This is a genomic window from Streptomyces sp. NPDC107562 (assembly GCF_055657325.1).
In genome coordinates this window covers 108,158-132,524 of sequence record NZ_JBVKBE010000004.1, presented here as the reverse complement: position 1 = coordinate 132,524, position 24,367 = coordinate 108,158, and the positions used below count along the sequence as shown (strand labels likewise).

Genomic DNA, 24,367 nt, shown 5'->3' with positions numbered 1-24,367 from the left:
GAGAATGTCCTCGGTATTCCTGGGGCCGCGGCTAGAGCGCGAACTGCCCGGACGTCTGCTGGATCCTGACGATCACGAACTCGGCCGGCCGGACCGGCGCGATGCCCACCAGGACGTTGACGACGCCGTTCGCGACGTCCTCGGCGGTGGTGGTCTCGTGGTCGCACTTGACGAAGTAGGCCTCGCGCGGGGTGCTGCCCTTGAAGGCGCCCTGGCGGAAGAGGGTGTGCAGGTACGAGGAGGCGCTGAGCCTGATCTGCTGCCACAGCGACTCGTCGTTGGGCTCGAACACGACCCACTGCAGGCCCCGTTGCAGGCTCTCCTCCACATGCAGCGCGAGCCGCCGCACCGGCACGTACTTCCACTCGCTGTCGAGGGCGTCCGAGCCGTGCAGGGTGCGCGCCCCCCAGACCAGCGGGCCGGTGAGCGGGAAGGTGCGCAGGCAGTTGACGCCGAGCGGGTTGAGCAGGCCGCTCTCGCGGTCGGTGAGGTCGACGGTGAGCGAGTGCACGCCCACCAGCCGGGCCTCGGTGCCGGCCGGGGCCTTCCACACGCCGCGCTCGGCGTCGGTGCGCGCGATGACGCCGGCGACCGCGCCGGACGGCGGGAAGGCGCGCAGCCGCCCGGTGAGCGGGTCGGTGAGCTGGATGTGCGGGAAGTACAGGCCCGCGTGGTCGCCGCGCACGGCGTCGAAGGCGGCGACGCCGGCCCGTGCCGTGTCGACGCTCAGCCAGGTGCCCGGCGCGTCGACGAGGAGGAAGATCCGCCGTTCCTGGCACAACCGCTGGGCCGCCGAGACGACGGTGAGCATGTCCTCGGTCTTCTCGTACGAGGCCAGCTCGGGCAGCGACAGCAGGTTGACGTCGGCCACCTGGCGCAGGGCGTGAATGCCGGTCTTGTCGCCCTCGGAACCGATGAGGTCGCGCGGACCGGGGGCAGCGCCGTCCTCGCCGCCCTCCAGCGGGAACACCGGCGGGTTGACGGAGGCCTCCAGGCCCAGGTCGTTGGCGCACTCGCCGAGGAAGCGCACGACGTCCTGGGGGTCGGTGGACCCGGCGACGACCTGGACGCGCCGGCCGAAGGCGGTGACCTCGACGCCGGCGAAGGCGTGCTTGCCGGGCGCGTCGGGCAGCGCCCGCAGCTTGCGCTCCAGCAGGAGCGCCAACTCGGCGACGCTGCACGGGCTCTCGCCGTCGCAGTCGGGGTCGTGGAGCCGGAACTCGCGCTCGACGTCGCCGATCTTGACGGTGAGGTCGACCTCCAGGTTCGGCAGCTCGTCGCCGAACGGCTTGGAGACGGTGCCGGACGGGTCGGGACGGCCTTCACCGACGGCCTCGACGCGGATGAGGCGGGAACCGGCGTTGATCACGGTCGGCGCGTGGCGGCCGTGACCGGGGTCCATGGACAGGCCCGTGAAGCTCTCGCGGGCCTCGCCCTTGGCGTCGTGAACCCGCAGGTTGAAGGTGTCGCCGGGGTGCGGGGTGTCGTGGTCGACGGCCACGCGCAGGCCGTTGCCCCAGACGCCGTGCTCCTTGGCGTGGACCTCCAGGACCCGGCTCTCGCTGTGGCCCTCGGTGGACTCCAGGACGACGCGGGCGGCCTTGCCGCTGCCGGCCTCGGCGACCCGGACGATCACGGCGACACCGCCGCCGTTCGCGAAGAACTGGTGCACCGCGTAGGCGAGGGCGTTCTGCGAGCCGAGCCCTCCGAAGCGGCGCTCGAACTCCGTGAAGCCGGTGACGCGCACCGGTTCGTTCAGCGGACCGCGCCGGGTGTGACCGACGAAAGCGGTCACCGACGTGGTCACGGCGGAGATGGTGCGGGTGCTGCTGGGAAGCTCTTCGACGTAGACGCCGGGATACGTCGGCCGGGTGGGGCCCACTGCATGCGTCGGCATTCCCCCTCCAATCCCTTCTCGGGCACGAACGAAGACACCAAGAGATGACAGAGGGAGACATTCCGGAGACGTTCCGGATCGGCGCGCAAGGACGCAGCCCCCATGGGCGGCGGTGGTACGCGCACCGCATCAGTCCCCCGTCGGCACCCCGGGCGGTCGGTCACCCAGGGCAAGCACATGCTTGTGACTCCTGATGCTCAGGTGCTCAACCCACCTTGGTGACTGGGGAGTTGCGGGAACAAGGCGGGTTCACGCCAGGCCTGAGGGAGTTTCCATGAAGGGCGGCGAACACGACTCGCACACGATGTGCGCGTGTCGGGGCAGGTGATGCACACAATCCCCACACGCCGTGGTGCAGCACAATGGAGCGCATGTCCCGACGCACCGGCCGTTCCCGCGGCCCCCACCACGCCGCACCGGTACACCACCCGGAATGTCCGTGCGGTCTTGCGGAGACATTCGAGATGTGCTGTGGCCGATTCCTTCGGGGTGAGGCCGCGGCGCCGACCGCCGAGGCGCTGATGCGCTCGCGCTACACCGCTTTCGTCCGGGGTGACGAGGGGTACCTGTTGCGGACCTGGCATCCGCGCACCCGCCCGACCCGGCTCGGCCTCGACGCCGGGACGCGGTGGACGGGGCTGGAGGTCCTGGCGACGAGCGAGGGGTCGGCGTTCCACGGCACGGGCACCGTGACCTTCCGGGCGTCCTTCCAGGGCGGGGCGCTGCACGAGCGCAGCCGGTTCGAGCGGGTCGACGGCGCCTGGGTGTACGTCGACGGGGAGTTCCTCGACTGAGCCACGACAGGCCCTGACCCCGGGCGAGGGCCCTGGCGCTACGGGGCGAGGATGTCCAGCTCCTGGAGCGCTCCGACCGTGATCTCCCGGGTCAGCTCCCGCGCGCGCACCGCGTCGCCCGCCCGCACCGCCTCGGCGACCTGGACGTGCAGGGTGACGGCGGCCGGGTCGGGGTCCTCGAACATCACGTCGTGATGGGTACGGCCGGCCAGCACCTCGGCGACGACATCGCCGAGGCGGGCGAACATCTCGTTGCCCGAGGCGTTCAGGATCACCCGGTGGAAGGCCACGTCGTGGATCAGATAGCCCTCCAGCTGGTGCCCGCGTGAGTGGGCGACCATGCCGAGGGCGCACTCGGTGAGCTCGGCGCACTGCTCGGCGGTGGCGTGGCGCGCGGCCAGCCCGGCGGCGACCGGCTCGACGGCGGAGCGCAGCACGGTGAGGGACCGCAGCTGGTGGGGGCGGTCGGCGCCGGCCAGCCGCCAGCGGATGACCTGCGGGTCGTAGACGTTCCACTCGGACCTGGCCCGGACCGTGACGCCCACCCGGCGGCGGGACTCGACCAGGTGCATCGACTCCAGCACCCGCACGGCCTCGCGCATCACCGAGCGTGAGACGTCGAAACGCTGCGCCAGCTCGTCGGTGCGCAACACGCTGCCAGGGGGGTACTCGCCCGCCGTGATCTCGGGGCCGAGGGTGTCCAGTACACGGCCGTGCAGCCCCCGGCCCATCGTGCTCATGCACTCAGCGTACGGGGCGGATCACACGTTTAAAAAGTCAGACTTATTCATCACAGACTCTTGAATTCGTCGTACCTAATGGGTTTCATTTGGCCGACGTCGGATGCGACGTCGTATGTCGAGGAAGACAGCGAGGCAGTCATGCGTACCCCCCACGTCGTCGTGGTGATGGGCGTCGCGGGCACGGGCAAGACCACGATCGGTCCGCTGCTCGCCGCCCGGCTCGGCGTCCCCTACGCCGAGGGCGACGACTTCCACCCGCCGGCCAACATCGCCAAGATGACGGCCGGTACCCCGCTCGACGACGCGGACCGGTGGCCGTGGCTGGACGCCATCGGCGCCTGGGCCCACGAGCGGTCCGGGCTGGGCGGGGTGGTCAGCAGCTCGGCGCTGAAACGGTCCTACCGCGACCGGCTCCGTTCCGCCGCGCCCGGGATCGTGTTCGTGCACCTCACAGGTGACCGGGAGCTGATCGAGGACCGGATGGCGCACCGGCGGGGCCACTTCATGCCGACCGCGCTGCTGGACTCCCAGTTCGCCACGCTCCAGCCGCTCCAGGCGGACGAGGCGGGAGTCGCCGTCGACGTCTCCGGTACCCCCGAGGACATCACCGCACGCGCGGTGACCGCGCTGGACGCCCTCGACCCGACGTCGCCCGCGGCGCCGTAACAGCCCCTCCCCCATCCCCCCCATCCCCGTATCTGCAAGGGAATCCCCCGTGACCAGACTCAGCGTCGAGATGCTGGCGGCGGACCCCGTCGAGCCGATCACCTCGGCGGGACACGCCCAACTGGGCATCGCGGTACTGGCGGGCATCGCCGTCATCGTCGTGCTCATCACCAAGTTCAAGCTGCACGCCTTCCTGGCGCTGACCATCGGGTCACTGGCGCTCGGAGCCTTCGCCGGCGCGCCCCTCGACAAGGTCATCACCACCTTCACCACCGGCCTCGGCACCACCGTCGCCGGCGTGGGCGTGCTGATCGCGCTCGGCGCGATCCTCGGCAAGATGCTCGCCGACTCCGGCGGCGCGGACGAGATCGTCGACACGATCCTCGCGAAGGCGAGCGGACGCTCGATGCCCTGGGCGATGGTGCTCATCGCCTCGGTGATCGGCCTCCCGCTGTTCTTCGAGGTCGGCGTCGTGCTGCTAATCCCGGTCGTCCTCATGGTCGCCAAGCGCGGCAACTACTCGCTGATGCGGATCGGCATCCCGGCGCTCGCGGGCCTGTCCGTGATGCACGGCCTGGTGCCCCCGCACCCCGGTCCGCTGGTCGCGATCGACGCGCTCAAGGCCGACCTCGGCGTGACGCTGGCGCTCGGTGTGCTGGTCGCCATCCCGACCGTGATCATCGCCGGTCCGCTGTTCTCCCGGTACGCCGCCCGCTGGGTGGACGTCCCGGCGCCGGAGCGCATGATCCCGCAGCGGCCGTCCGAGGACCTCGCGAGGCGCCCCGGGTTCGGCGCCACGCTGCTCACGATCATGCTGCCGGTCATCCTGATGCTCTCCAAGGCGCTCGTCGACATCGTGATCGACGACCCCGAGAACACCACCCAGCGGGTCTTCGACGTCGTCGGCTCCCCGCTGATCGCGCTGCTCGCCTCCGTCCTGCTGGGCATCTTCACGCTGCTGCGCCCCGCCGGGTTCGCCAAGGAGCGCGTCTCCGGGCTGGTGGAGAAGGGGCTCGCGCCCATCGCCGGCATCCTGCTGATCGTCGGTGCGGGCGGTGGCTTCAAGCAGACGCTGATCGACACCGGTGTCGGGCAGATGGTCCTGGACATCTCCAAGGACTGGTCGATCCCGGCGCTGCTGCTGGCCTGGCTGATCGCGGTGGCGATCCGGCTCGCGACCGGTTCGGCGACCGTGGCGACCGTCTCGGCGGCCGGTCTGGTCGCGCCGCTCGCGGCCGGCATGTCGACCGGGGAGACGGCCCTGCTGGTGCTCGCCATCGGCGCCGGTTCGCTCTTCTTCAGCCATGTCAACGACGCCGGTTTCTGGCTGGTGAAGGAGTACTTCGGGCTGACCGTCGGCCAGACGGTCAAGACCTGGTCGGTGATGGAGACCATCATCTCGGTGGTCGCGGGCGCCCTCGTCCTCCTGTTGTCCCTCTTCATATAGGCGTACGACTTCATAGAGGCGTACGACTTCATAGAGGCGTACGACGTCATAGAGGCGCACGACTTCATTGAGGCATACGACGATGACGGCACACCCCCTCTTCGACATCGGCGGCCGGATCGCCCTGGTCACCGGCTCCAGCCGGGGCATCGGGCACGCGCTGGCCCGCGGCCTGCTGGAGGCCGGGTGCACGGTCGTGCTGAACGGCCGCGACCCGGACCGGCTGGCCCGGGCGGCGGCCGGTCTGCCCGGCGACGTCCGCACGGCGGCGTTCGACGTCACGGACGGTCCCTCGGTGGCCGCCGGGATCGCCGAGGTCGAGGAGCGGGTGGGCCCGCTCGACATCCTGGTCAACAACGCGGGCATGCAACTGCGCGCCCCGCTCCTCGAGTTCACGGACGCGGACTGGCACCGCATCCTGGACACCAACCTCACGAGCGCGTTCCTGGTCGGCCGCGAGGCGGCCCGGCGGATGACGGAACGCGGCCACGGCAAGATCATCAACATCTGCTCGCTCCAGAGCGAGGTGGCCCGCCCCGGCATCGCGCCCTACGCGGCCACCAAGGGCGCGCTGAAGATGCTCACCAAGGGCATGTGCGCCGACTGGGGCCCGCACGGCGTCCAGGTCAACGGCCTGGGCCCCGGCTACATCGCGACGGAACTGACCCGGCCCCTCGTCGAGGACGAGGAGTTCAGCTCGTGGGTGCGCAGGCGTACCCCCGCCGGACGCTGGGGACGCACGGAGGACCTCGTCGGCGGGGTGCTCTTCCTCGCCTCGCCGGCGGCCGACTTCGTCGGCGGACAGGTGCTGTACGTCGACGGCGGCATGACCAGCGTGCTGTGACAGCGGTGACAGCGGTGAGAGGGGAACGCGGATGCTCGGTTGTGTGATCCACGGTCGGGGCGATCTCCGGGTCGAGGAGCTGGCCGCGCCCGAGGCCGGACCCGGCGACGTCCTCGTGGCGGTCCGGTACGGCGGGGTCTGCGGTTCCGATCTGCACTACTGGCGGCACGGCGGGGTGGGCGACTTCCGGCTGCGCGCACCCATGGTGCTCGGGCACGAAGTCGTCGGGACCGTGGTCTCGTACGGCGCCGGAGGGTCGGGCCCGCCGCCCGGCACCCTGGTCGCGGTGCATCCGGCCACCCCGTGCGGCACGTGCCCGGAGTGCCGGGACGGCCGCCGCAACGTCTGCCGCGACACCCGCTACCTGGGCAGCGCCGCCCGCGTGCCGCACGTGCAGGGCGGCTTCGCCGGCCTCCTCGGGGTCCCGGCGGAACAGGCGCGGCCCCTGCCGCCCGGACTCGGGCCGCGTCCGGCCGCGCTCGCCGAGCCGCTGTCCGTCGCCCTGCACGCGGTGCGCCGGGCGGGCGACGTGGCCGACAGGCACGTGCTCGTGACCGGTGCCGGGCCCATCGGCTGCCTGGTGGTCGCCGCCGCCCGGGCGGCCGGGGCCGCCCACGTCACGGTGACCGACCTGCTGCCCGCGGCCCTGGCGTACGCGCGCACCGCCGGCGCCGGGACGGTCGTACGGGCGGACGATCCGGGCGATCCCGGATGGCCGGCCGAGGCCGACGTGGCGATCGAGGCGTCCGGCGTGGCCGCGGGTCTGGACACCTGCCTGCGGCTCGTGCGGCGCGGCGGAGTCGTGGTGCAGCTGGGCATGCTGCCGCCGGGGCGCGCGCCGATCGCCGCGAACCTGCTGGTGAGCCGGGAGATCGAACTGCGCGGGTCGTTCCGGTTCGACGTGGAGTTCGACGACGCCCTGGCGCTGCTGGCGGCGGAACCCACGCTGGACGGGCTGATCAGCGCGGTGATGCCGGTGCGGGAGGCGGAGTCGGCGTTCGCGCTGGCGGCCGACCGGGGCCGGTCCTGCAAGGTGCTGCTGGACTTCGCCCCGGACGCCGTCGGTACTGCCGGTCCCTCAGTCCCCTGAGTGACGCCACAGGGAGTGCTCCCGGTCCGCCCAGTCCCGGCCCACCTCGCCGGTGCGCATCCCGCGCCGGGCCTCGGGGTCCGCGAGCGCCATGCCGATGTGGCCGGCGAGCACGATGCCGAGGGTGAGTGCCAGCCAGTCGTGGACGAAGGTCGCGCCGGTCCGCCAGACCAGCGGGGTGAGGTGGGTGAACCACATGATCAGACCGGTGCCCAGCATGACCAGCGTCGCCCCGGCGATCCAGGCGGCGTAGACCTTCTGCCCGGCGTTGAACTTCCCCGCCGGACGTGCCGAGTGCCGTTTGTCCCGGCGCAGCGCGGCCCGCAGCCAGACCCGGTCGTGGGGGCCGAAGCGGTTCAGCAGGCGCAGGTCGGAGCGGAAGGCCCGGGAGGCGAGGCCCAGCAGGACGGGCACCGGCAGGGCGAGGCCCGCCCACTGGTGGATCGTGACGACGAGCGCACGGCGCCCGACGAGCTGCGCGAGTTCGGGGACGTACAGGCAGGCCGCCGTCAGCACGCACACCCCCATCAGCGCGGCGGACGTACGGTGCACCCACCGCTCGGCCCGGCTGAACCGGTGGACGCGGGTGGCCCGGGCGGGCGCGTCAGCTCGTAGGCTCATCGTCGCGTCCGTTCGAACGGCCGACCCAGGCGTCGATGTCGTAGCCGCGCTCCTCCCAGTACCCGGGCTGCACGTCCTCGGTGACGGTGATGCCGGAGAGCCACTTCGCCGACTTGTAGAAGTACATCGGCGCGGCGTAGAGGCGGACGGGGCCGCCATGGGCGTGGCTGAGGTCCTCGTCGCGCATCCGCAGGGCGACCAGGACGTCGGCGCGGCGTGCCTGGCCGAGGGTGAGGCTCTCCGAGTAGGTGCCGTCGAAGCAGGTGAAGCGGATCGCCTTCGCGGTGGGGCGCACGCCGGCCGCGTCCAGCAGCCGGGACAGCCGGACGCCCTCGAAGGGGGTGTCCGGGACCCGCCAGCCGGTGACGCACTGCACGTCCCGGATCAGCCGGGTCTGCGGCAGGGCGCGCAGCTCGGGGAGCGTGTAGGTGCGCGGCCGGTCGACCAGGCCGTCGACGGTGAGGCGGTAGGTCGTGGCGTTCTCGCGCGGGACGGAGGCGGCGACGGAGTAGTAGCGGAAGCCGCCGCCGTTCGGGAGCAGACCGGTCAGGCCGGTGGGGTCCTTGTCGGCGGCGCTGCCGAGGAAGGACTCCAGTCCGCGTTGCAGGGTGGGCGCGGCGATCACGCCGAGAGCGCCCAGGCCGAGGGTGCCGAGCAGCACACGGCGGCCTATCGGCCGGCCCTCCTGCTCGGGTTGTCCGGAGTTCACCCGACCATTCGAGCACCGCGACGGGCGAACGGGCCAGCGATCGCGCCGCCCGTCAGAATTCCGTAACCACACGATCCCGCCACCGGACCCCGAGCCCGTCCCCGTCCCCCACACCGAACCTCACCGTGCCCGGCCGACGTGACTCTCCGGGGTGCCGGAGGCCGACACGACCTCGACCGGCACCGCGCCCCGGCGGCCGGCGACCGGCCAGGCCCGCCGGGCGCCGGACCGTGGCCCCACATCCACGCCCACGCTGCCCCGCCCCGACGACACCCCAGGGGGCTGCGCCGGCGCCGCCGGGTGTGTCAGGTCATGCCGAGGGTGCGTTCGCGGGCCTGCCGGAAGGCGGCGCCGGGGTCACGCGACGGATAGGACCAGGGCCGCGGCGTCACGTGGTCGCCGATCCGCTCCAGAAGGGCGGCGGCCTCGGCGGCGCGCCCCACGCAGCACGTGGCGTGGGCCAGGTAGTTGAGGTCGATCAGGCGGCGGGGGTGGCCGTCGTGCTCCCACTCCAGCCACCAGTCGTAGGCGGCCTCCAGGGTCCGCCGGGCCGGCCGTCCGCTCCAGTGCGCCGAGTCCGCCGGATCGGCGGCCTCGAACCCACCGGTGGCCAGGACCCGGTACCGCTCGGCGTGCGCGACGACGGGCAGCACGGCGAGCGGCGAGTCGGCCGGCGCCCGCTCGGCGGCCCGGTGGGCGAAGTCGTACACCTCGTGCAGGGGGTCGGGCCCGGCCTCGGCACGGCGCTCCGCGAGCCGGGCGACCATGAGGTGGTGGGCGTGGTGGTGGTCGGCGTGCCGCGCCCGGACCTCGTCGAAGATCCGCACCATCTCCCGCCGGCTGCCCAGCCTCCGCTCCAGCATGAGCAGGCCCAGCCAGGGGGTCGGGTCGGCGGGGGCGAGCGCCACGGCCCGGTGGCAGGCCTCGCGGGCCCGGCACGGCCCGTCCTTGCCGCGCAGGGCGCGCCGCACCTCGGCCAGGGCGAGGAGGGTCGCGGCGTCGGCCGAGGCCGGCTCGGCGAGCAGCCACGTCGCGGCCCAGGCCGCGCTGTACGGTTCGAGCGCCAGGACCGTGATCCGGTGTCCGCGCCGGTCCCAGTCGTCGCCGGTGCGCGCGAGCAGGGAACGGGCGGTCTGCCAGCGGCCCTGGGCCAGCGCGGCCCGTGCGGCTGCGAGCTCGGTGTCGTCGAGGGCCGCGTCGAAGGCCAGGTCCGCGGGCCCGTGGGTAGGGCCGGGGGGTGGCGGCGGTAAGGACAACGCGGAACTTTCCTCGGGCTACGGCGCCGGTAGTCGGCCGAACTCGGACAGCCAACCCATAGCCAAGGCCTGTCGTCAAGCTTTGCCGCGCCACCGCGGGCGCCAACCGCACGTCCTGCCGGGAGAGTTGACGCAGCGCAGAAGCGAGTGGATCATCTGCGGGCCAGGGTCCTGTGACGTACGTCATAGCGCCATGGCGACGGGCCCCTGACGATGGCACGAACGTCACGCCACCGTTCCGGCCCCACGCCGGCCGCCGTGACCCGACGCGACCGCCTGACGCGGTGCGCCGCACCGCCTCCGCCGCGGTCCCCCACCCCCCATGACGATCATCGAGGTAGGCAGCTTGTCGGTCCTGGTTCTGGTACTCGCCGTGAGCGCCGCCTGCTGCCTGGGCTTCGGCTTCGTCCTGCAGCAGAACGCGGCCCAGCACGCGCCCCGCGCCGACTTCCTCTCCCCCCGGCTGCTGCTGGACCTGATGAGGGTGCCGAGCTGGCTCGGCGGCATCGCGCTGATGGTGGCCGGCATGGGCCTCGGCGCCGCCGCGCTCGGCCAGGGGCAGCTCTCCCTGGTGGAGCCGCTGCTGGCGACCAATCTGCTCTTCGCCCTCGGCCTGTCCCGCCGCCGCACGGGGCGGCCGCTGGGCCGCCAGGGCTGGGCGGGTCTGGCACTGCTCGCGGGTGGCGTGATCACGTTCATCGTGGCCGGTGAGCCGCGCCCCGGAGCCGCCGTGGCCGATCCGCAGCGGATGTGGATGATCGTCGGCGCGACGGTGGGTCTCGCGGTCCTGCTGACCGTGCGCGCCAAGCGCTCCCGGATGAGCTCGGCCCCGGTCCTGCTGGCCCTGGCGGCCGGCCTGCTCTACGGCGTGCAGGACGCCTTGACGCGGGTCAGCGGCGACCGCTTCGCCGCGACCGGCCTGGGCGGACTCCTCACCTCCTGGCAGCCGTACGCCGTGCTGCTGATCGGCGTCACCGGGCTGATCCTGGTGCAGAGCGCGTTCGAGACCGGGTCGCTGTGCAAGTCGCTGCCCGCCCTCACCGCCGCCCAGCCGCTCGCCGGCATCCTCTGCGGCGTCGGCTTCCTCGGTGACCGGTTGCACATGGACACCGGCGCGCTCGCCTGGCAGGCGTCGGGGCTCGCCGCCGTGGTGACGGGCATCGTCCTGCTCGGCATGCACCCGGCGATGCCACGCGGCACGGTGGTACGGGCCGCCGTGCCGGTACCCGCGCTCCAGGGCGCCGCGACGCGCTGATCCGCCGGGCTCCGGGGGCTGCTTGGATGGCCCCATGAGCGCTGCTGACGAGATCCTCGACGTCGTCGACGAACACGACCACGTGATCGGGCAGGCCCCTCGCGGCGAGGTGTACGGGCGCGGGCTGCGCCACCGGTGCGTGTTCGTCCAGGCCCGGGACGCCGAGGGCCGGATGTTCGTGCACCGCCGCACCGCGACGAAGCTGGTCTTCCCCTCCCTCCACGACATGTTCGTCGGCGGTGTGGTCGGCGCGGGCGAGTCCTACGACGACGCGGCGCTGCGCGAGGCGGAGGAGGAACTCGGCGTGCGCGGCCTGCCCCGCCCCACGTACCTCTTCAAGTTCCTGTACGCCGACGGCACCGGCCTGAGCTGGTGGTCCGCGGTGTACGAGGTCCGCTGCGACCTGCCGGTCAGCCCGCAGGCCGAGGAGGTCGCCTGGCACGACTTCCTGCCCGAGGAGGAGGTACGGCGGCGGCTGGACGAGTGGGAGTGGGTGCCGGACGGTCTGGCGGCGTACCACCGGCTGGAGGCGCACCGGCGCTGAGGGCGTCGGGCGCGGCGATCCGGATAGGGTCGTGCGCATGATCGAACTCGTGCGAAACGTCCGGCTCTGGTTCGGGCCCCGGCGGATCCGGGAGGAGGGCGACACGCCCGACTACCGGTTCTCGCTGGCGAACGAGCGCACGTTCCTGGCTTGGCTGCGCACCGCGCTCGCGCTGATCGGTGGCGGGTTCGCGGTGGACCAGTTCCTGCCGGACCTCCGTTGGGGCTGGCGGGTGGGGCTGGCGCTGGCCCTGCTCGGGGCGGGCGTGCTGTGCTCCCTGCGGGCGGTGAACCACTGGATGCGCTGCGAGCGCGCGATGCGCCGCGGCGAGGACCTGCCGATGTCGCGCTTCCCGGCCCTGCTGAGTGTGGTCGTCGCCGTGGTGGCGTTGGCGATGGTCGTCGTGGTGCTCGTGGGATGGGACGGATGAGTGCCCCCGCAGCCGTGGAGCGGGACCCCGGGCTCCAGCCGGAGCGGACCCGGCTCGCATGGCGGCGCACGACGCTCTCCGCCACGGTCGCGGCGGTCCTGGCCGGGCGCTCGGCCCTGCACGAGGGTCCCTCGGCCTCCCGCGTGATCGTCTGCGCCCTGTGCTGCGCCCTGTGGCTCGGTCTCCTCCTGATCGCCCACGTCCGCATCCGCACCCTCACCGCCTCGGGCCACCCCCCGCCCCTCACCCCCCGGCACGCCGGCGCCGCCACCCTGTGCACCGTCGCCCTCGCCGCCTGCGCCTCGGCACTGCTCTTCTGACAAGGCGCCGCCGGGTGGGGCCGGTCGACCGGAGCAGCGGCGGGGAGGCGTGGCCGGTGGGGTGAGTCGCCGCGGTGATGGCGGGTGGAGTGGTCGTCGCTGATCACCGCTCGTGCGGGGAACTCGGGCGCCACGATGGTACGGATGCCCGGATATGCCGGATTTCCGTGGCAGCCTTTCGGTCGTCCATCACCCGCATCCGAAGGTGAGCGCCATGACCACCCTGCACGAGGAACACCCCACCCACCCGCACACCCACGGCCCCGCCTGCGGGCACGACGAGGTCCCGCACGGCGACCACATCGACTACGCGCACGACGGCCATCTGCACCGCGCCCACGACGGCCACTGGGACGAGTGCGAGCCCGCCGGGCACCACGCCCACACCGGTCACGACCATCAGCACGGCGAGGGCTGCGGTCATCTGCGCGTGCAGCACGGCGACCACGTGGACTACCTCCACGACGGCCACCGGCACGCCGAGCACGAAGGGCACTGGGACGACCACTGAGACCGGCCGCTCCGCGCGCGACGACCCGCCGACAGCTCCCCGCCTCCCGCGCGGGGAGCTGTCGGCCTATCGTGGCGCCGATCACGTTGGCCCGGCGCTCTGGACGGCATACCGACCGGTCGGCATCATTGGTCGCGTCACGGTCACACGTCCGTAGGAGCGACGATGGCTTCCGACCACCCGCCAGGCCTCGATCCCGTCCGGCTGCGGGGCCTGCTCGACCGTGAGCGGCCCGGTCTGGTGCGCGGCCCGCTGACCGGCCGGCTGATCGAGGGCGGACGGTCGAACCTCACCTACGCGGTCTCCGACGGCGAGTCCCGGTGGGTCGTACGCCGCCCCCCGCTCGGCCACGTCCTCGCCACCGCGCACGACATGAGGCGCGAGCACCGGGTGATCAGCGCCCTCGGCCCGACGCACGTGCCGGTGCCGCGGACGCTGCTGCTGTGCGAGGACGAGGAGGTCCTCGGGGCGCCCTTCTACGTCATGGAGTTCGTGCCCGGCACGCCGTACCGCACCGCCGACCAGCTCACCCCACTCGGTCCCGAGCGCACCCGGGAGGTGGTCCTCTCGCTGGTGGACACCCTGGTCGAGCTGCACGCGGTGGACCCCGAGGAGGTCGGCCTCGGCGACTTCGGCCGTCCCGAGGGGTTCCTGGACCGCCAGCTGCGCCGCTGGGGCAAGCAGCTGGACGCCTCCCGCAACCGCGACCTCGCCGGCATCGACGAGCTGCACGCGGCGCTCGGCCGGGCCCTGCCCACCTCCCCCGCCCCGGCCGTCGTGCACGGCGACTTCCGCCTCGACAACGTCCTGGTGGGCGCCGACGACCGGATCAACGCGGTCCTCGACTGGGAGATGTCCACCCTCGGCGACCCGCTGACCGACCTCGGGCTGCTGGTGATGTACAGCATGCCGCTCGGCATGCCGAAGTCCCCGGTCTCCACCACCGCCGAGGCCCCCGGGCACCCGAGCCCGGCCGAGCTGATCGAGCGGTACGCGGTCCGCTCCGGCCGCGACGTCTCCGCCGTCGCCTGGTACACGGCGTTCGCCTGGTTCAAGCTCGCCGTGATCCTGGAGGGCATCCACTACCGCTACACCCTGGGCCAGACCGTCGGCCGCGGCTTCGACCGCATCGGCGACCTCGTTCCCGTCTTCATCGAGCACGGTCTCACCACACTTCAGGAAGGCTGACCGGCATGGACTTCGCGTTCGACGCCCGCACCGAGGAACTGCGCGCCAGGCTGCTCGCCTTCATGGACGAGTACGTGTACCCGGCCGAGGCCGTGGCCGAGGAGCAGCGGGCCGCGCTCGCCTCCCCGTGGGACACCCCGGCGGTCGTCGGTGAGCTGAAGGCCGAGGCACGCCGCCAGGGCCTGTGGAACCTCTTCCTGCCCGACGCCGAGCACGGCGCCGGACTCACCAACCTGCAGTACGCCCCGCTGGCCGAGATCACCGGCCGCTCCCCGCACCTGGCACCCACGGCGACGAACTGCGCCGCGCCGGACACCGGGAACATGGAGGTGCTCGCCCAGTTCGGCGACGACGCGCAGAAGAAGCAGTGGCTCGAACCGCTGCTCGCCGGGGAGATCCGGTCGGCCTTCGCGATGACCGAGCCGGACGTGGCCTCCTCGGACGCCACCAACATCACCACGCGCATCGAGCGGGACGGCGACGAGTACGTCGTGACCGGCCGCAAGTGGTACATCTCCGGGGCGATGAACCCGGACTGCAAGATCTTCATCGTGATGGGCAAGACCGACCCGGACGGGCCGGACATACGCCGCCAGCAGTCCATGGTCCTGGTCCCGCGCGACACCCCGGGCGTGCGGGTCGAGCGGGCGATGCGGGTCTTCGGCTACGAGGACCACTCCCACGGCGGCCACGCCGAGGTGATCTTCGACCACGCGCGCGTGCCGGTGTCGCACCTCGTCGGCGAGGAGGGCGGCGGCTTCGCCATCGCCCAGGCCCGGCTCGGTCCCGGCCGGATCCACCACTGCATGCGGCTGATCGGCATCGCGGAGCGGGCGATCGAGCTGATGTGCCGGCGCGCGGTGGCGCGCGAGGCGTTCGGCAAGCCGCTGGCCGCGCAGGGCGTCGTGCACAACTGGATCGCGGACGCCCGGGTGGCCGTCGAGCAGCTGCGCCTGCTGGTCCTGAAGACCGCCTGGATGATGGACACGGTCGGCAACAGGGGTGCCCACACCGAGATCCAGGCCATCAAGATCGCCACGCCGCGCACGGTCGTCGGCATCCTCGACAAGGCGATCCAGCTGCACGGCGCGGGCGGTGTCAGCCAGGACTTCCCGTTGGCCGAGCTGTACGCGAGCGCGCGCACGCTGATGATCGCGGACGGCCCGGACGAGGTGCACCAGCGGTCGCTGGCGCGGCGGGAGCTGAAGAAGTACCTCTGAGCCGGGGCTCGGGGGCGGAGCGCCGTCGGTGATCCGCCCCCGGCACGGACCGCGCTACGGCCGGAGCGCCCGCAGCAGCAGGTCGGCCAGGTGGTCGGCGACCTGCTGGGGGCTCATCGGCCCGTCGGGGCGGTACCAGGTGGACAGATGGTGGACGGACCCGAAGTGGTAGTCCACCACCAGGTCGGCCGGCGTCGCCGTGGAGAAGACGCCCTCCCGCTGGCCCTCCTCGATCAGCGCGCGGAACCGCTCGTGGTAGCGGCGGCGCTCGGCGCGGACCTGCTTGTTCTTCTCCGGGCTCAGATGGTGCATGGACCGGAAGAAGATCATCGCGTCGTCGAGGTTCTCGATGGTCGTCACCACGACGTCGGCGGCGGCGTCGCGCACCCGCTTCTCGACCGGCTCGTCGGCGTCCGCCAGCGCGTCCAGGCGCTCCTGCTGGACGCGCAGCACGCGCGCGTACACCTCGTGCAGCAGATCGTCCTTGGAGCCGAAGTAGTGGTACAGGGCTCCCTTGGTGACGCCCGCGGCCTCGACGATCTCCTGCACCGAGGTGCGGTCGTAGCCCTGCTCGGCGAAGAGCCGGGTGGCGGCGGCCAGCAGCCGCTGCGGCACGGGCGTCCCGTCCGTGTCCGTCGTCCTGGGCACTGCCGCCACCTGCCTTCCGTGATGTCCTACTGGCTTTCTCGCGAACGGGATCGCAACTCCCGACGGAGGATCTTCCCACTCGCCGTCTTCGGCAAGTCCGGCAGGATCTCCACCTGCCGCGGGTACTTGTAGGCGGCCAGTCTCTCCCTGCAGTACCGCGCGAGTTCGTCCGGGTCCGGCGCGGCCCCCGGACGGAGGCTGATGTAGGCCTTGACGGTCTCTCCCCGGTACCCGTCGGGCACCCCGACGACGGCGGCCTCGCGCACCGCCGGATGGGTGTAGAGCACGTCCTCGACCTCGCGGGGCCAGACCTTGAACCCGGACGCGTTGATCATGTCCTTCTTGCGGTCGACCACGTACAGCCAGCCGTCGGCGTCCATGAACCCGATGTCCCCGGTGCGCAGCTCACCGCCGGGGAACGTCTCGTCGGTGGCGTCGGGCCGCCGCCAGTAGCCGGGCACGACCTGCGGACCCCGTACGACGATCTCACCCGGCTCCCCGAGCGGCACCTCCGCGCCCTGCTCGTCGACGATCCGCACGACGCCGTCGGGACCGGGCACGCCCACCGCCAGCGTCCCCGAGGCCGGGTCCACGGGCGCCTCCCGGCCGGGCGGCACGGCGGCGCACGGGGCGGTGCACTCGGTGAGCCCGTAGCCGTTGCGAAGGTACGGCCCGAAACCGGCCCGGAACTTCTCCACCAGCGCGGGCGGCAGCGGCGCTCCGCCGGAGGAGATGATCCGGAACGACGAGAAGTGGTCGCGGGTGACCGAGGGGTGGGCGGCGAGCGCCATGAAGGCGGTCGCCGGACCGACCGTGTAGTGCGGCCGGTGCTCGGCGAACGCGTCGAGGACGACGCCCGCCTCGAAGCGGTACGCGAGGACCAGCGTGCCCGCGCTGTTCAGGCACGCGCCGAGCTCGCAGACCATCCCGGTGATGTGGAAGAGCGGCGCCGTCGCGAAGTACACCGGTGCCTCGGGCAGCCCCAGCCCGGTCCGCTGCCGCTCGGCGTTGTACATGATGTTGCGGTGCGTGTTGGTGGCCCCCTTGGGGGTGCCGCTGGTACCGGAGGTGTAGCTGATCAGCGCGATGTCGTCGGGGCCCGGCAGGCGGCCCTCCGGCGCCTTGCCGCCGGCCCGCGCGACGGCGGTCAGGTCGTCGGTGTCCCCGGCCGGCGCGACCCGCTCGAAGGTCAGCACACGCGCGTCGCCCCGCGTCTGGAAGTCGAGCTCGCACGCGGTGAGCACGACGCGCACCGGCGAGTCGGCCGCGGTCTCGCGCAGGTACGACTCCCAGGCCCGGTCGGAACAGATCAGCGCGGCGACCTCGCCGTCCCGCAGGACGTGCCCGACCTCGCCCGACTTGTACATGGGGTTGACCGGCACGACCACCGCGCCCGCCTTCCAGGCGCCCAGCACGGCGAGCACGAAGTGCGGCGAGTTCTGCAGCAGCACGGCGACGCGGTCGCCGCGCGCGACGCCCCGCTCGGCGAGGTGGCCTGCGACGGAGTCGCTCAGCTCGTCCACCTCGCGGAAGCCGAGCCGTCCGTCGAAGTAGGCGAGGAAGGTCCGCTCCGGTGCCTCGCCCGTGACCCGGCGCAGGGCGTGCACCAGGGAGTCGTCGGGGCTGACGGGCGCCCGCTGGGCCTCGTCGAGCAGCGCCAGCCAGGGCTTGGCGGCGTAGGGGGAGCCGGTCACAGGGCCGCCTCCCACTTCTGCTGGATGTGGTTCATGCTGGTCAGCCAGCGGTCCGGCTGGGCGGCCCGGGCCTGGTAGTACGCGGCGACCTCGGGGTGCGGCAGGATCAGGAAGCGGTCCTCCTCGATCCCCTCGAACAGCGCGTCCGCGACGTCCGCCGGCTCGATCGCGGTCGGCACCAGCACCAGGTCGCCGGCGCTGCCGGTGGCGGCCAGCATGTCGGTGCGCACGCCCTGCGGGCAGATGGCGTGCACCTTGACCCCGCGGTGGCGGTAGGTGAGGGACAGCCATTCGGCGAAGGCGTAGGCGCCGTGCTTGGTGACGCTGTAGGGGGCGGCGCCGATCATGGTGAGCAGTCCGGCGGCGGACACGGTGGACACGAATCGCCCCCCGCCGCGCTCCAGCCAGTCGGGCAGCAGCGCGTGGGCGGCGCGCACGTGCGCCATCACGTTGACGTCCCAGGCCAGTTGCCAGACCTCCTCGGGGGCCGCCTCGGAACCGCCGGAGCCGACTCCGGCGTTGGCGCAGTAGACGTCCACGGCGCCGCCGAGGGCGTCCTTGGCCTCGGCCACGATCGCCGAGGCGTCGCCCGCAAGGGCGATGCCGCCGATCTCGTCGGCGACGGCCTTGGCCTTGTCCGCGTCGAGGTCGTTGACCACGACCCGGCCGCCCTCGGCGGCGAACCGGCGGGCCAGCGCGGCCCCGATCCCGCCTCCTGCGCCGGTCACGACCACTCCGGCACCCTGCACGGCTCCCACCATCGGTTCGGCTCCTTCGACGCGCCTCGGCTCTGCCCCCGCGCTGGTCAGACTAACCGGTCGGTATGTAGTGGCGGAAGGGCGAAGCGGAGGCCGAAGTCCGGCCCGGTTCGTTCCCGTGGGCGGCGGGTGCGCGCTAGCGTGCGTGAGCATGACACCCGCCGCGATCACGGAGGCCCTTCGCATGAAGCTGTCCAGACGCAGCCTGCTCGCCACCACCACCGCAGCGGTCGCGGCCTCGGGTGCCCCGGCGGCGGCCGCACCCCCGGCAGGCGGCGACCGCCGGATGCGTACGGGGTTCGAGCGCCTCGCCGCCGCCGGCTACGACCTCCTCGACGGCGACCGCGTCGGCGTCGTCACCAACCCGACCGGCGTCACCAGGGACGTACGCCACATCGTCGACGTGATGCACGCCGACGACCGGGTGGACCTCACGGCCGTCTTCGGCCCGGAGCACGGCTTCCGCGGCACCGCGCAGGCCGGCGGCTCCGAGGGCCGCTACGACGACCCGGCGACCGGCCTGCCCGTCTATGACACCTACCAGAAGAGCGGTCAGCCGCTGGCCGACATCTTCACGGCCTCCGGCGTGGACACCGTCGTCTTCGACATCCAGGACGTGGGCGCGCGCTTCTACACGTACATCTGGACCCTGTACGACTGCATGGAGTCCGCCCGGCTCGCGGGCAAGCGCGTCGTCGTGCTGGACCGGCCGAACCCGGTGACCGGGGTGTCGGCCGAAGGGCCGGTGCTGCACAAGGAGTTCGCCACCTTCGTGGGGCGGCAGCCGATCTCGCAGTCGCACGGCATGACGGTCGCGGAACTGGCGCTGCTGTTCAACGAGGAGTTCCTCACCTCACCGGTGCCCCTGGACACCGTCCGCATGAGCGGGTGGCGGCGGTCCGACTTCTACGACGCCTCCGGGCTGCCGTGGGTGCCGCCCAGCCCCAACATGCCGACGCCCGAGACCGCCCTGGTCTATGCGGGCACCTGTCTGTTCGAGGGCACGAACCTCTCCGAGGGCCGGGGCACCACCCGCCCCTTCGAACTGCTCGGGGCGGAGGGCGTCGACCGCGCCTGGGCGGCCGCCGTGAACGAACTCGGCCTGCCGGGCGTGCACTTGCGCGAGGCCTACTTCGCACCCACCTTCTCCAAGTTCCAGGGCCGCACCGTCGGCGGCGTACAGCTGCACGTGCACGACCGGGCGGCGTTCGACCCCGTGCGCACCGGGATCGCCCTGCTGATCACCGCCAAGCGGACCTGGAGCGGATTCGCCTGGCGCTCGGACAACTGGATCGACAAGCTCACCGGCTCCACGCTCGTCCGCACCATGATCGACGCCGGGGCGGACACGGACGACGTGGTGGCGGGCTGGGAACAGGAGCTGACGGCGTTCCGGAAGACCCGGCGGGAGTACCTCCTGTACCGCTGAACCGTCCGCGGTGTCACACCCGCACCTGTGCCACCGGGCCGACGCCGCGGTCCCCGGTGCAAAGCGAGGACAAAAGACCGGCAATCAGGACGCATACGGAAGCCGTCTTCAGGAACCCGTGGGATCTGCGGCGAGTTCTCAGTCTGTCGGGCGCGCCACCGCTTCGCGCGGGGCGCGACGACCGTCCGGGGGTGGCCGTCGTCACGCGGAGGAGAACGGATGGAGCCGAATCGCCGGTCGATACGTCTATTCGGCGACGTCCGTACGACGACGCCGAAGTGACCGAAGTACAGGTGCAGGTGTGACGGAGGTGCAGGGCGATGGCCGGTTTCCGGAGTCTGGCGAGACAGGTACGCGACCCTCGATGCGATCTGGCGCTACGGCGCTATTCGCTGCGCAAGTGCCTTGAGCGGTTCGCCCCCTACGGGCACAGGGCGACCTGGGACCACTTGTGCAACCGGGCCGGCTTCGGCCCGGAGGACCGTTCTCCCGACCCTGCGCGGCTCGTGGCCGCGTTGGAGGAGTTGGAGGCGGCCCGCGCGGTGTGGCTGGCCTACGAGGTCGATTTCGCCGAGCGCCGCAAGAAGGAGAAGCACGACGGGCTGCGCCGGCCGGGCACGGTGGACGACTGGCACCGGCTGACCTGGGGCGGTTTCGGTGTCGCCTGGTGCGACGACCCCGAGGTGCACCCGGCCGAGCCGCTGGCCGAGGTGTTGCGGCAGATCATCGCCGCGCTGGAGCGCGAGCCCGGATCGGCGTGCCCCGTCTGTGACGGGGGGCGCCTGCGCTGGAAGTACGACCTGGATCACGAGCCCTCGTCGGGCCCGGTCTGCACGGACTGCGGCATTCTCGTCCCGCGCCCCGTGCTCACGCCCGAGGCCCTGGCCTACGCGAGGCGCGAACGACTGCTGATGTCCGCCTGAGGACGCCGCGCGTGCCACGGCCACGGGGGAACGGCGAGTGCGCGGCGCGGCAGGCGCCGTCCGCCGCGGACCGGCCGGGGGTGCGAAGGGGATGCCGCACTCCCGGTACCGGTGACCCGGCCGCGGCGGATGCCGGCGGACGGCTCGGCACGCGCGGGGGACGGGTGGCGTGCGGCACCATCGAGGCATGGTGAGCGTGCAGGTCTGTCTCAACGGGACGCGGGCGGCCACGGACGGCGCGAGGGTGCCGTTGACGCCCGAGGCGATGGCCGAGGACGCCGCGCGGGCCGTCGCGGCCGGGGCGGTGGACGTCCATGTCCACCCCAAGACCCCGTGCGGACACGACTCCGTGTCCCCTCGCGTGGTGGCCGCGTCGCTTCAGGCGCTGCGCCGGCGGGTGCCGGTGCCGGTCGGGGTGACCACCGGCGCCTGGGCCGAGCCCGACCCGGCGGCCCGTCTGGAGCGCGTGCGCGGCTGGACCGTGCTGCCCGACCACGCGTCGGTCAACTGGCACGAGCCCGGCGCCGAGGAACTGGCCGCCGCGTTGCTCGACGCGGGGGTGGGCGTCGAGGCGGGCATCTGGTCCGGGACGGACGGCGCGGCACGGTTCGCGCGCTCGCCGCTCGGGCCGCGGGTGCTGCGGGTGCTCGCGGAGGTGACGGATCCGTCGCCGGTGACGGCCGAGGACGGGGCGCGGGCGCTGCTGGCCGAGCTGGGCTCCGCGCACGGCCGCCCGGTGCTGCTGCACGGCACGGACGAGGGCGCGTGGCCCCTGCTGCGGCTGGCGGGCCGACTGGGGCTCGCGACCCGCGTCGGCCTGGAGGACGTGCTGGTCCTGCCGGACGGTCAGCCTGCCGACTCCAACGCGCGGTTGGTGACCGAGGCGCTGCGGGCGTACGCGGAAGCAGCGGACGGTAGCAGCCGGTAAACCGATCGCACCAGTGCTTTCGGATGCGGAGAGTTGGGGGCGATGAGACACCGCTGAGGACCGAGGAGTCCCCCATGTCGACGCTGCGCGTCACCGCCGAAGTGCTGACCGTCCACGAGCATCCGAACGCGGACGCGCTCGACCTGGCGCAGGTGGGCCTGTACCGGGCCGTCGTCGCCAAGGGCGCCTACCGCACCGGTGATGCCGCGCTCTACATCCCCGAGCAGGCCGTGCTGCCGGCCGGCCTGATCGAGGAGCTGGGGCTGACCGGGCGGCTGGCGGGCGGCAAGGCGGACCGGGTCAAGGCGGTGCGGCTGCGCGGTGAGCTGTCGCAGGGCATCGTGTGCCGCCCGAGGGCGCTGGCGGACGTCGACCTCGCGGCCGCGGCGGCCGCGGGCACGGACTTCGCGGAGCGGCTCGGCATCACCAAGTGGGTGCCGCCGGTGCCGCCCATGATGAACGGCGAGGTCGAGTCGGCGCCCGAGCTGCTGCCCTGGGTCGACATCGAGAACGTCCAGCGCCACCCGGACATCTTCACGCCGGGCGAGCCCGTCGTGCTGACGGAGAAGCTGCACGGCACGGCGTGCCTGGTGACCTATGTGGCCGGCGAGGACCGGGTGTACGTCTCCTCCAAGGGCTTCGGGTCGAAGTCGCTGGCGCTGAAGGAGGACCCACGCAACCTGTACTGGCGCGCGGTGCACGGGCACGGCGTCGCCGGTGCCGCGGCACGGCTGGCGAAGCGGCTCGGGGCGCGACGGGTCGGGATCTTCGGCGAGGTGTACGGCGCGGGGGTGCAGGACCTGACGTACGGCGCGGACGGACGGCGCGACACCCTGGGGTACGCGGTGTTCGACGTGTCCGCCGAGATCGACGGGCAGGTGCGCTGGCTGGACGCGGAGCAACTGCTCGGCGGTGAGCTGCCGTTGGTGCCGCGCCTGTTCGCCGGGCCGTACGACATCGCGCGCGTGCTCGCGTTCGCCTCGGGCCGCGAGACGGTGTCCGGACGGGATCTGCACCTGCGCGAGGGCGTGGTCGTCCGCCCGGCGACGGAACGCCACAGCCCGGTGACCGGCGGCCGGGCGATCGCCAAGGCGGTGAGCCCGGCGTACCTGACCCGGAAGGGCGGAACCGAGTACGAGTGAGCGAGCGGCCGTCCGTCGCTAGCCGCACTCCCCCCGCTCCCGCCCCTGTTCGCGCTCCCGCTTCCCTGGGGCCCGCAGCCGCCGCCCGGCCGGGCGTTTCCACGAAAGGGGCGGAACCGAGTACGAGTGAGCGACCGGCCGTCCGTCGCTAACCGCACTCCCCCCGCTCCGGGTGCCGCCCCCGCTCCCGCCCCTGTTCGCGCTCCCGCTTCCCTGGGGCCCGCAGCCGCGCGCCGGCCGGGCGTTCCACCAGGAGGCGGGAGCCGGAGAGGTGTTCGCCGGAGATGTCGTCGGGGTTGGACAGGACGCAGGTGGCCAGGGACAGGCAGCCGCAGCCGATGCAGTCCGTGAGGTGGTCGCGGAGCCGGTTGAGCTGCTTGATCCGTTGGTCCAGCTCGGAGCGCCAGGCCTCGGACAGGCGGGCCCAGTCGTCCCGGGTCGGCGTGCGCTCCTCGGGCAGTTCGGCGAGCGCCTCGCGGATCGTGGCCAGCGGGATGCCGACCCGCTGGGCGGCGCGGACGAAGGCGACGCGGCGCAGCGTGTCCCGGGTGTAGCGGCGCTGGTTTCCCGCGGTGCGGCGGCTGCTGATCAGCCCCTTCGCCTCGTAGAAGTGCAGGGCGGAAACGGCGGCGCCGCTGCGCGCGGCGAGCTGGCCGACCGTGAGCTCGTGGATCTTCTCCGGAATCTGGGGCACCTCTCGCACCCTACCCAGTCACCGACGGCCCGGGTCCGTTGACAGCGGCCCGGGACGGCACCATGCTAAGCAGTTGCTTAGACATTGCAGTCGCCACGCGAGAGGCCGGGACATGGCAGAGCCGAGGATCTTCACGTCACCCGACGAGCTGAAGGCGGCGGTGGGCGAGCAACTGGGGTACACGGACTGGCTGGAGGTCGACCAGAAGCGGATCGACCTGTTCGCCGAGGCCACCGGCGACCACCAGTGGATCCACGTCGACCCGGAGAAGGCCGCCGCCGGCCCCTTCGGCACGACGATCGCGCACGGCTACCTCACGCTCTCCCTGCTGCCGCTCTTCGGCCCGCAGCTGATCGGCGTCGAGGGTGTGAAGATGGGCGTCAACTACGGGACGAACAAGGTCCGTTTCCCCGCCCCCGTCCCGGTCGGCTCACGGCTGCGGGCGACCGCGAAGATCACCGGCGTCGAGGACGTCGCCGGCGGCATCCAGGTGAGCGTCGCCTTCAGCGTGGAGCGCGAGGGCGGGGACAAGCCGGTGTGCGTGGCCGAGTCGGTGTCGCGGTACTACCTCTGAGCCGCGGCCGCCCGGCAGCGGCGCGCTCCGCACCGCGGGACC

General features: G+C 72.8%; 26 protein-coding genes. 17 read left to right on the top strand and 9 right to left on the bottom strand.

Annotated elements, in window-relative coordinates; all coding sequences use genetic code 11:
• Positions 1-31: 31 nt before the first annotated feature.
• Entirely contained in the window at positions 32-1,897 is a 1,866-nt protein-coding gene (locus ACZ7LV_RS14915) for a phage tail sheath family protein (protein WP_471939437.1), read from the bottom strand.
• Positions 1,898-2,268: 371 nt separating this feature from the next.
• Between ACZ7LV_RS14915 and ACZ7LV_RS14910 the strand changes: the two genes are divergently transcribed.
• Positions 2,269-2,691 (top strand): YchJ family protein, encoded by a 423-nt coding sequence (locus ACZ7LV_RS14910; RefSeq protein ID WP_471939435.1) that lies wholly within the window; start codon positions 2,269-2,271, stop codon positions 2,689-2,691.
• 38 nt (positions 2,692-2,729) lie between these two features.
• On the opposite strand, the gene ACZ7LV_RS14905 is transcribed toward ACZ7LV_RS14910, so the two are convergent.
• Complete coding sequence (locus tag ACZ7LV_RS14905; protein ID WP_471939433.1) at positions 2,730-3,431, bottom strand: FadR/GntR family transcriptional regulator; 702 nt, start codon at positions 3,429-3,431, stop codon at positions 2,730-2,732.
• Between the two features lie 141 nt (positions 3,432-3,572).
• Here ACZ7LV_RS14905 and ACZ7LV_RS14900 point away from each other — a divergent pair, with 141 nt between their 5' ends.
• The 4 genes from ACZ7LV_RS14900 (at position 3,573) to ACZ7LV_RS14885 (ending at position 7,481) form a co-directional block, all read left to right on the top strand.
• Entirely contained in the window at positions 3,573-4,100 is a 528-nt protein-coding gene (locus ACZ7LV_RS14900) for a gluconokinase (RefSeq protein WP_471939431.1), read from the top strand.
• A gap of 49 nt (positions 4,101-4,149) precedes the next feature.
• The gene (locus ACZ7LV_RS14895; RefSeq protein WP_471939430.1) at positions 4,150-5,547 is read left to right on the top strand and encodes a GntP family permease; all 1,398 of its coding nucleotides are present in this window, start codon (positions 4,150-4,152) and stop codon (positions 5,545-5,547) included.
• An 82-nt stretch (positions 5,548-5,629) separates the two neighbouring features.
• Positions 5,630-6,391 (top strand): SDR family oxidoreductase, encoded by a 762-nt coding sequence (locus ACZ7LV_RS14890; protein ID WP_471939428.1) that lies wholly within the window; start codon positions 5,630-5,632, stop codon positions 6,389-6,391.
• Between the two features lie 31 nt (positions 6,392-6,422).
• On the top strand, positions 6,423-7,481 hold the full coding sequence (locus ACZ7LV_RS14885) for an L-idonate 5-dehydrogenase (protein ID WP_471939426.1): 1,059 nt from the start codon (positions 6,423-6,425) through the stop codon (positions 7,479-7,481).
• On the opposite strand, the gene ACZ7LV_RS14880 is transcribed toward ACZ7LV_RS14885, so the two are convergent.
• The 3 genes from ACZ7LV_RS14880 to ACZ7LV_RS14870 all read right to left on the bottom strand — a co-directional run bounded on the left by ACZ7LV_RS14880 (position 7,470) and on the right by ACZ7LV_RS14870 (position 10,067).
• Positions 7,470-8,102 (bottom strand): cytochrome b/b6 domain-containing protein, encoded by a 633-nt coding sequence (locus ACZ7LV_RS14880; RefSeq protein WP_471939424.1) that lies wholly within the window; start codon positions 8,100-8,102, stop codon positions 7,470-7,472. The genes ACZ7LV_RS14885 and ACZ7LV_RS14880 overlap by 12 nt on opposite strands.
• Entirely contained in the window at positions 8,086-8,811 is a 726-nt protein-coding gene (locus tag ACZ7LV_RS14875) for a molybdopterin-dependent oxidoreductase (protein WP_471939422.1), read from the bottom strand. The genes ACZ7LV_RS14880 and ACZ7LV_RS14875 overlap by 17 nt, the downstream gene beginning before the upstream one ends.
• Before the next feature lie 305 nt (positions 8,812-9,116).
• Entirely contained in the window at positions 9,117-10,067 is a 951-nt protein-coding gene (locus ACZ7LV_RS14870; RefSeq protein WP_471939421.1) for a hypothetical protein, read from the bottom strand.
• Between the two features lie 346 nt (positions 10,068-10,413).
• Here ACZ7LV_RS14870 and ACZ7LV_RS14865 point away from each other — a divergent pair, with 346 nt between their 5' ends.
• From ACZ7LV_RS14865 to ACZ7LV_RS14835, 7 genes are all read left to right on the top strand, one after another.
• Positions 10,414-11,322 carry a DMT family transporter gene (locus tag ACZ7LV_RS14865; RefSeq protein ID WP_471939419.1) on the top strand — a complete coding sequence of 303 codons (909 nt, stop codon included), beginning with the start codon at positions 10,414-10,416 and terminating at the stop codon, positions 11,320-11,322.
• A gap of 34 nt (positions 11,323-11,356) precedes the next feature.
• Positions 11,357-11,866 carry an NUDIX hydrolase gene (locus ACZ7LV_RS14860; RefSeq protein WP_471939417.1) on the top strand — a complete coding sequence of 170 codons (510 nt, stop codon included), beginning with the start codon at positions 11,357-11,359 and terminating at the stop codon, positions 11,864-11,866.
• Between the two features lie 37 nt (positions 11,867-11,903).
• Entirely contained in the window at positions 11,904-12,296 is a 393-nt protein-coding gene (locus ACZ7LV_RS14855) for a YidH family protein (RefSeq protein ID WP_471939415.1), read from the top strand.
• Positions 12,293-12,616, top strand: a complete 324-nt coding sequence (locus ACZ7LV_RS14850) for a DUF202 domain-containing protein (protein ID WP_471939413.1) — start codon at positions 12,293-12,295, stop codon at positions 12,614-12,616. Before ACZ7LV_RS14855 ends, ACZ7LV_RS14850 begins: the two co-directional genes overlap by 4 nt.
• Before the next feature lie 214 nt (positions 12,617-12,830).
• On the top strand, positions 12,831-13,127 hold the full coding sequence (locus ACZ7LV_RS14845) for a hypothetical protein (RefSeq protein WP_471939411.1): 297 nt from the start codon (positions 12,831-12,833) through the stop codon (positions 13,125-13,127).
• A gap of 165 nt (positions 13,128-13,292) precedes the next feature.
• Positions 13,293-14,315 (top strand): phosphotransferase family protein, encoded by a 1,023-nt coding sequence (locus tag ACZ7LV_RS14840; protein WP_471939409.1) that lies wholly within the window; start codon positions 13,293-13,295, stop codon positions 14,313-14,315.
• Between the two features lie 5 nt (positions 14,316-14,320).
• A complete protein-coding gene (locus ACZ7LV_RS14835; RefSeq protein ID WP_471939407.1) occupies positions 14,321-15,535 on the top strand; it encodes an acyl-CoA dehydrogenase family protein in 1,215 nt (404 codons plus the stop codon).
• Between the two features lie 54 nt (positions 15,536-15,589).
• Here ACZ7LV_RS14835 and ACZ7LV_RS14830 read toward each other — a convergent pair whose 3' ends face one another.
• Genes ACZ7LV_RS14830 through ACZ7LV_RS14820 form a run of 3 tightly spaced genes read right to left on the bottom strand, consistent with a single transcriptional unit; the run spans position 15,590 to position 18,638 of the window.
• Positions 15,590-16,183, bottom strand: a complete 594-nt coding sequence (locus ACZ7LV_RS14830) for a TetR/AcrR family transcriptional regulator (RefSeq protein WP_471939405.1) — start codon at positions 16,181-16,183, stop codon at positions 15,590-15,592.
• Positions 16,184-16,209: 26 nt separating this feature from the next.
• The gene (locus ACZ7LV_RS14825) at positions 16,210-17,877 is read right to left on the bottom strand and encodes a class I adenylate-forming enzyme family protein (protein WP_471939403.1); all 1,668 of its coding nucleotides are present in this window, start codon (positions 17,875-17,877) and stop codon (positions 16,210-16,212) included.
• Entirely contained in the window at positions 17,874-18,638 is a 765-nt protein-coding gene (locus ACZ7LV_RS14820) for an SDR family oxidoreductase (protein ID WP_471939401.1), read from the bottom strand. Before ACZ7LV_RS14820 ends, ACZ7LV_RS14825 begins: the two co-directional genes overlap by 4 nt.
• Positions 18,639-18,819: 181 nt before the next feature.
• Here ACZ7LV_RS14820 and ACZ7LV_RS14815 point away from each other — a divergent pair, with 181 nt between their 5' ends.
• From ACZ7LV_RS14815 to ACZ7LV_RS14800, 4 genes are all read left to right on the top strand, one after another.
• Entirely contained in the window at positions 18,820-20,064 is a 1,245-nt protein-coding gene (locus ACZ7LV_RS14815) for an exo-beta-N-acetylmuramidase NamZ family protein (protein WP_471939399.1), read from the top strand.
• A 320-nt stretch (positions 20,065-20,384) separates the two neighbouring features.
• Entirely contained in the window at positions 20,385-20,987 is a 603-nt protein-coding gene (locus ACZ7LV_RS14810) for a hypothetical protein (protein WP_471939397.1), read from the top strand.
• A 187-nt stretch (positions 20,988-21,174) separates the two neighbouring features.
• Positions 21,175-21,915 (top strand): 3-keto-5-aminohexanoate cleavage protein, encoded by a 741-nt coding sequence (locus ACZ7LV_RS14805; RefSeq protein ID WP_471939396.1) that lies wholly within the window; start codon positions 21,175-21,177, stop codon positions 21,913-21,915.
• 74 nt (positions 21,916-21,989) lie between these two features.
• Entirely contained in the window at positions 21,990-23,057 is a 1,068-nt protein-coding gene (locus tag ACZ7LV_RS14800) for an RNA ligase (ATP) (RefSeq protein WP_471939394.1), read from the top strand.
• A gap of 148 nt (positions 23,058-23,205) precedes the next feature.
• Here ACZ7LV_RS14800 and soxR read toward each other — a convergent pair whose 3' ends face one another.
• The gene (gene soxR, locus ACZ7LV_RS14795; protein WP_471939392.1) at positions 23,206-23,751 is read right to left on the bottom strand and encodes a redox-sensitive transcriptional activator SoxR; all 546 of its coding nucleotides are present in this window, start codon (positions 23,749-23,751) and stop codon (positions 23,206-23,208) included.
• 112 nt (positions 23,752-23,863) lie between these two features.
• Here soxR and ACZ7LV_RS14790 point away from each other — a divergent pair, with 112 nt between their 5' ends.
• On the top strand, positions 23,864-24,325 hold the full coding sequence (locus tag ACZ7LV_RS14790; RefSeq protein ID WP_471939390.1) for a MaoC family dehydratase: 462 nt from the start codon (positions 23,864-23,866) through the stop codon (positions 24,323-24,325).
• Positions 24,326-24,367: the final 42 nt, after the last annotated feature.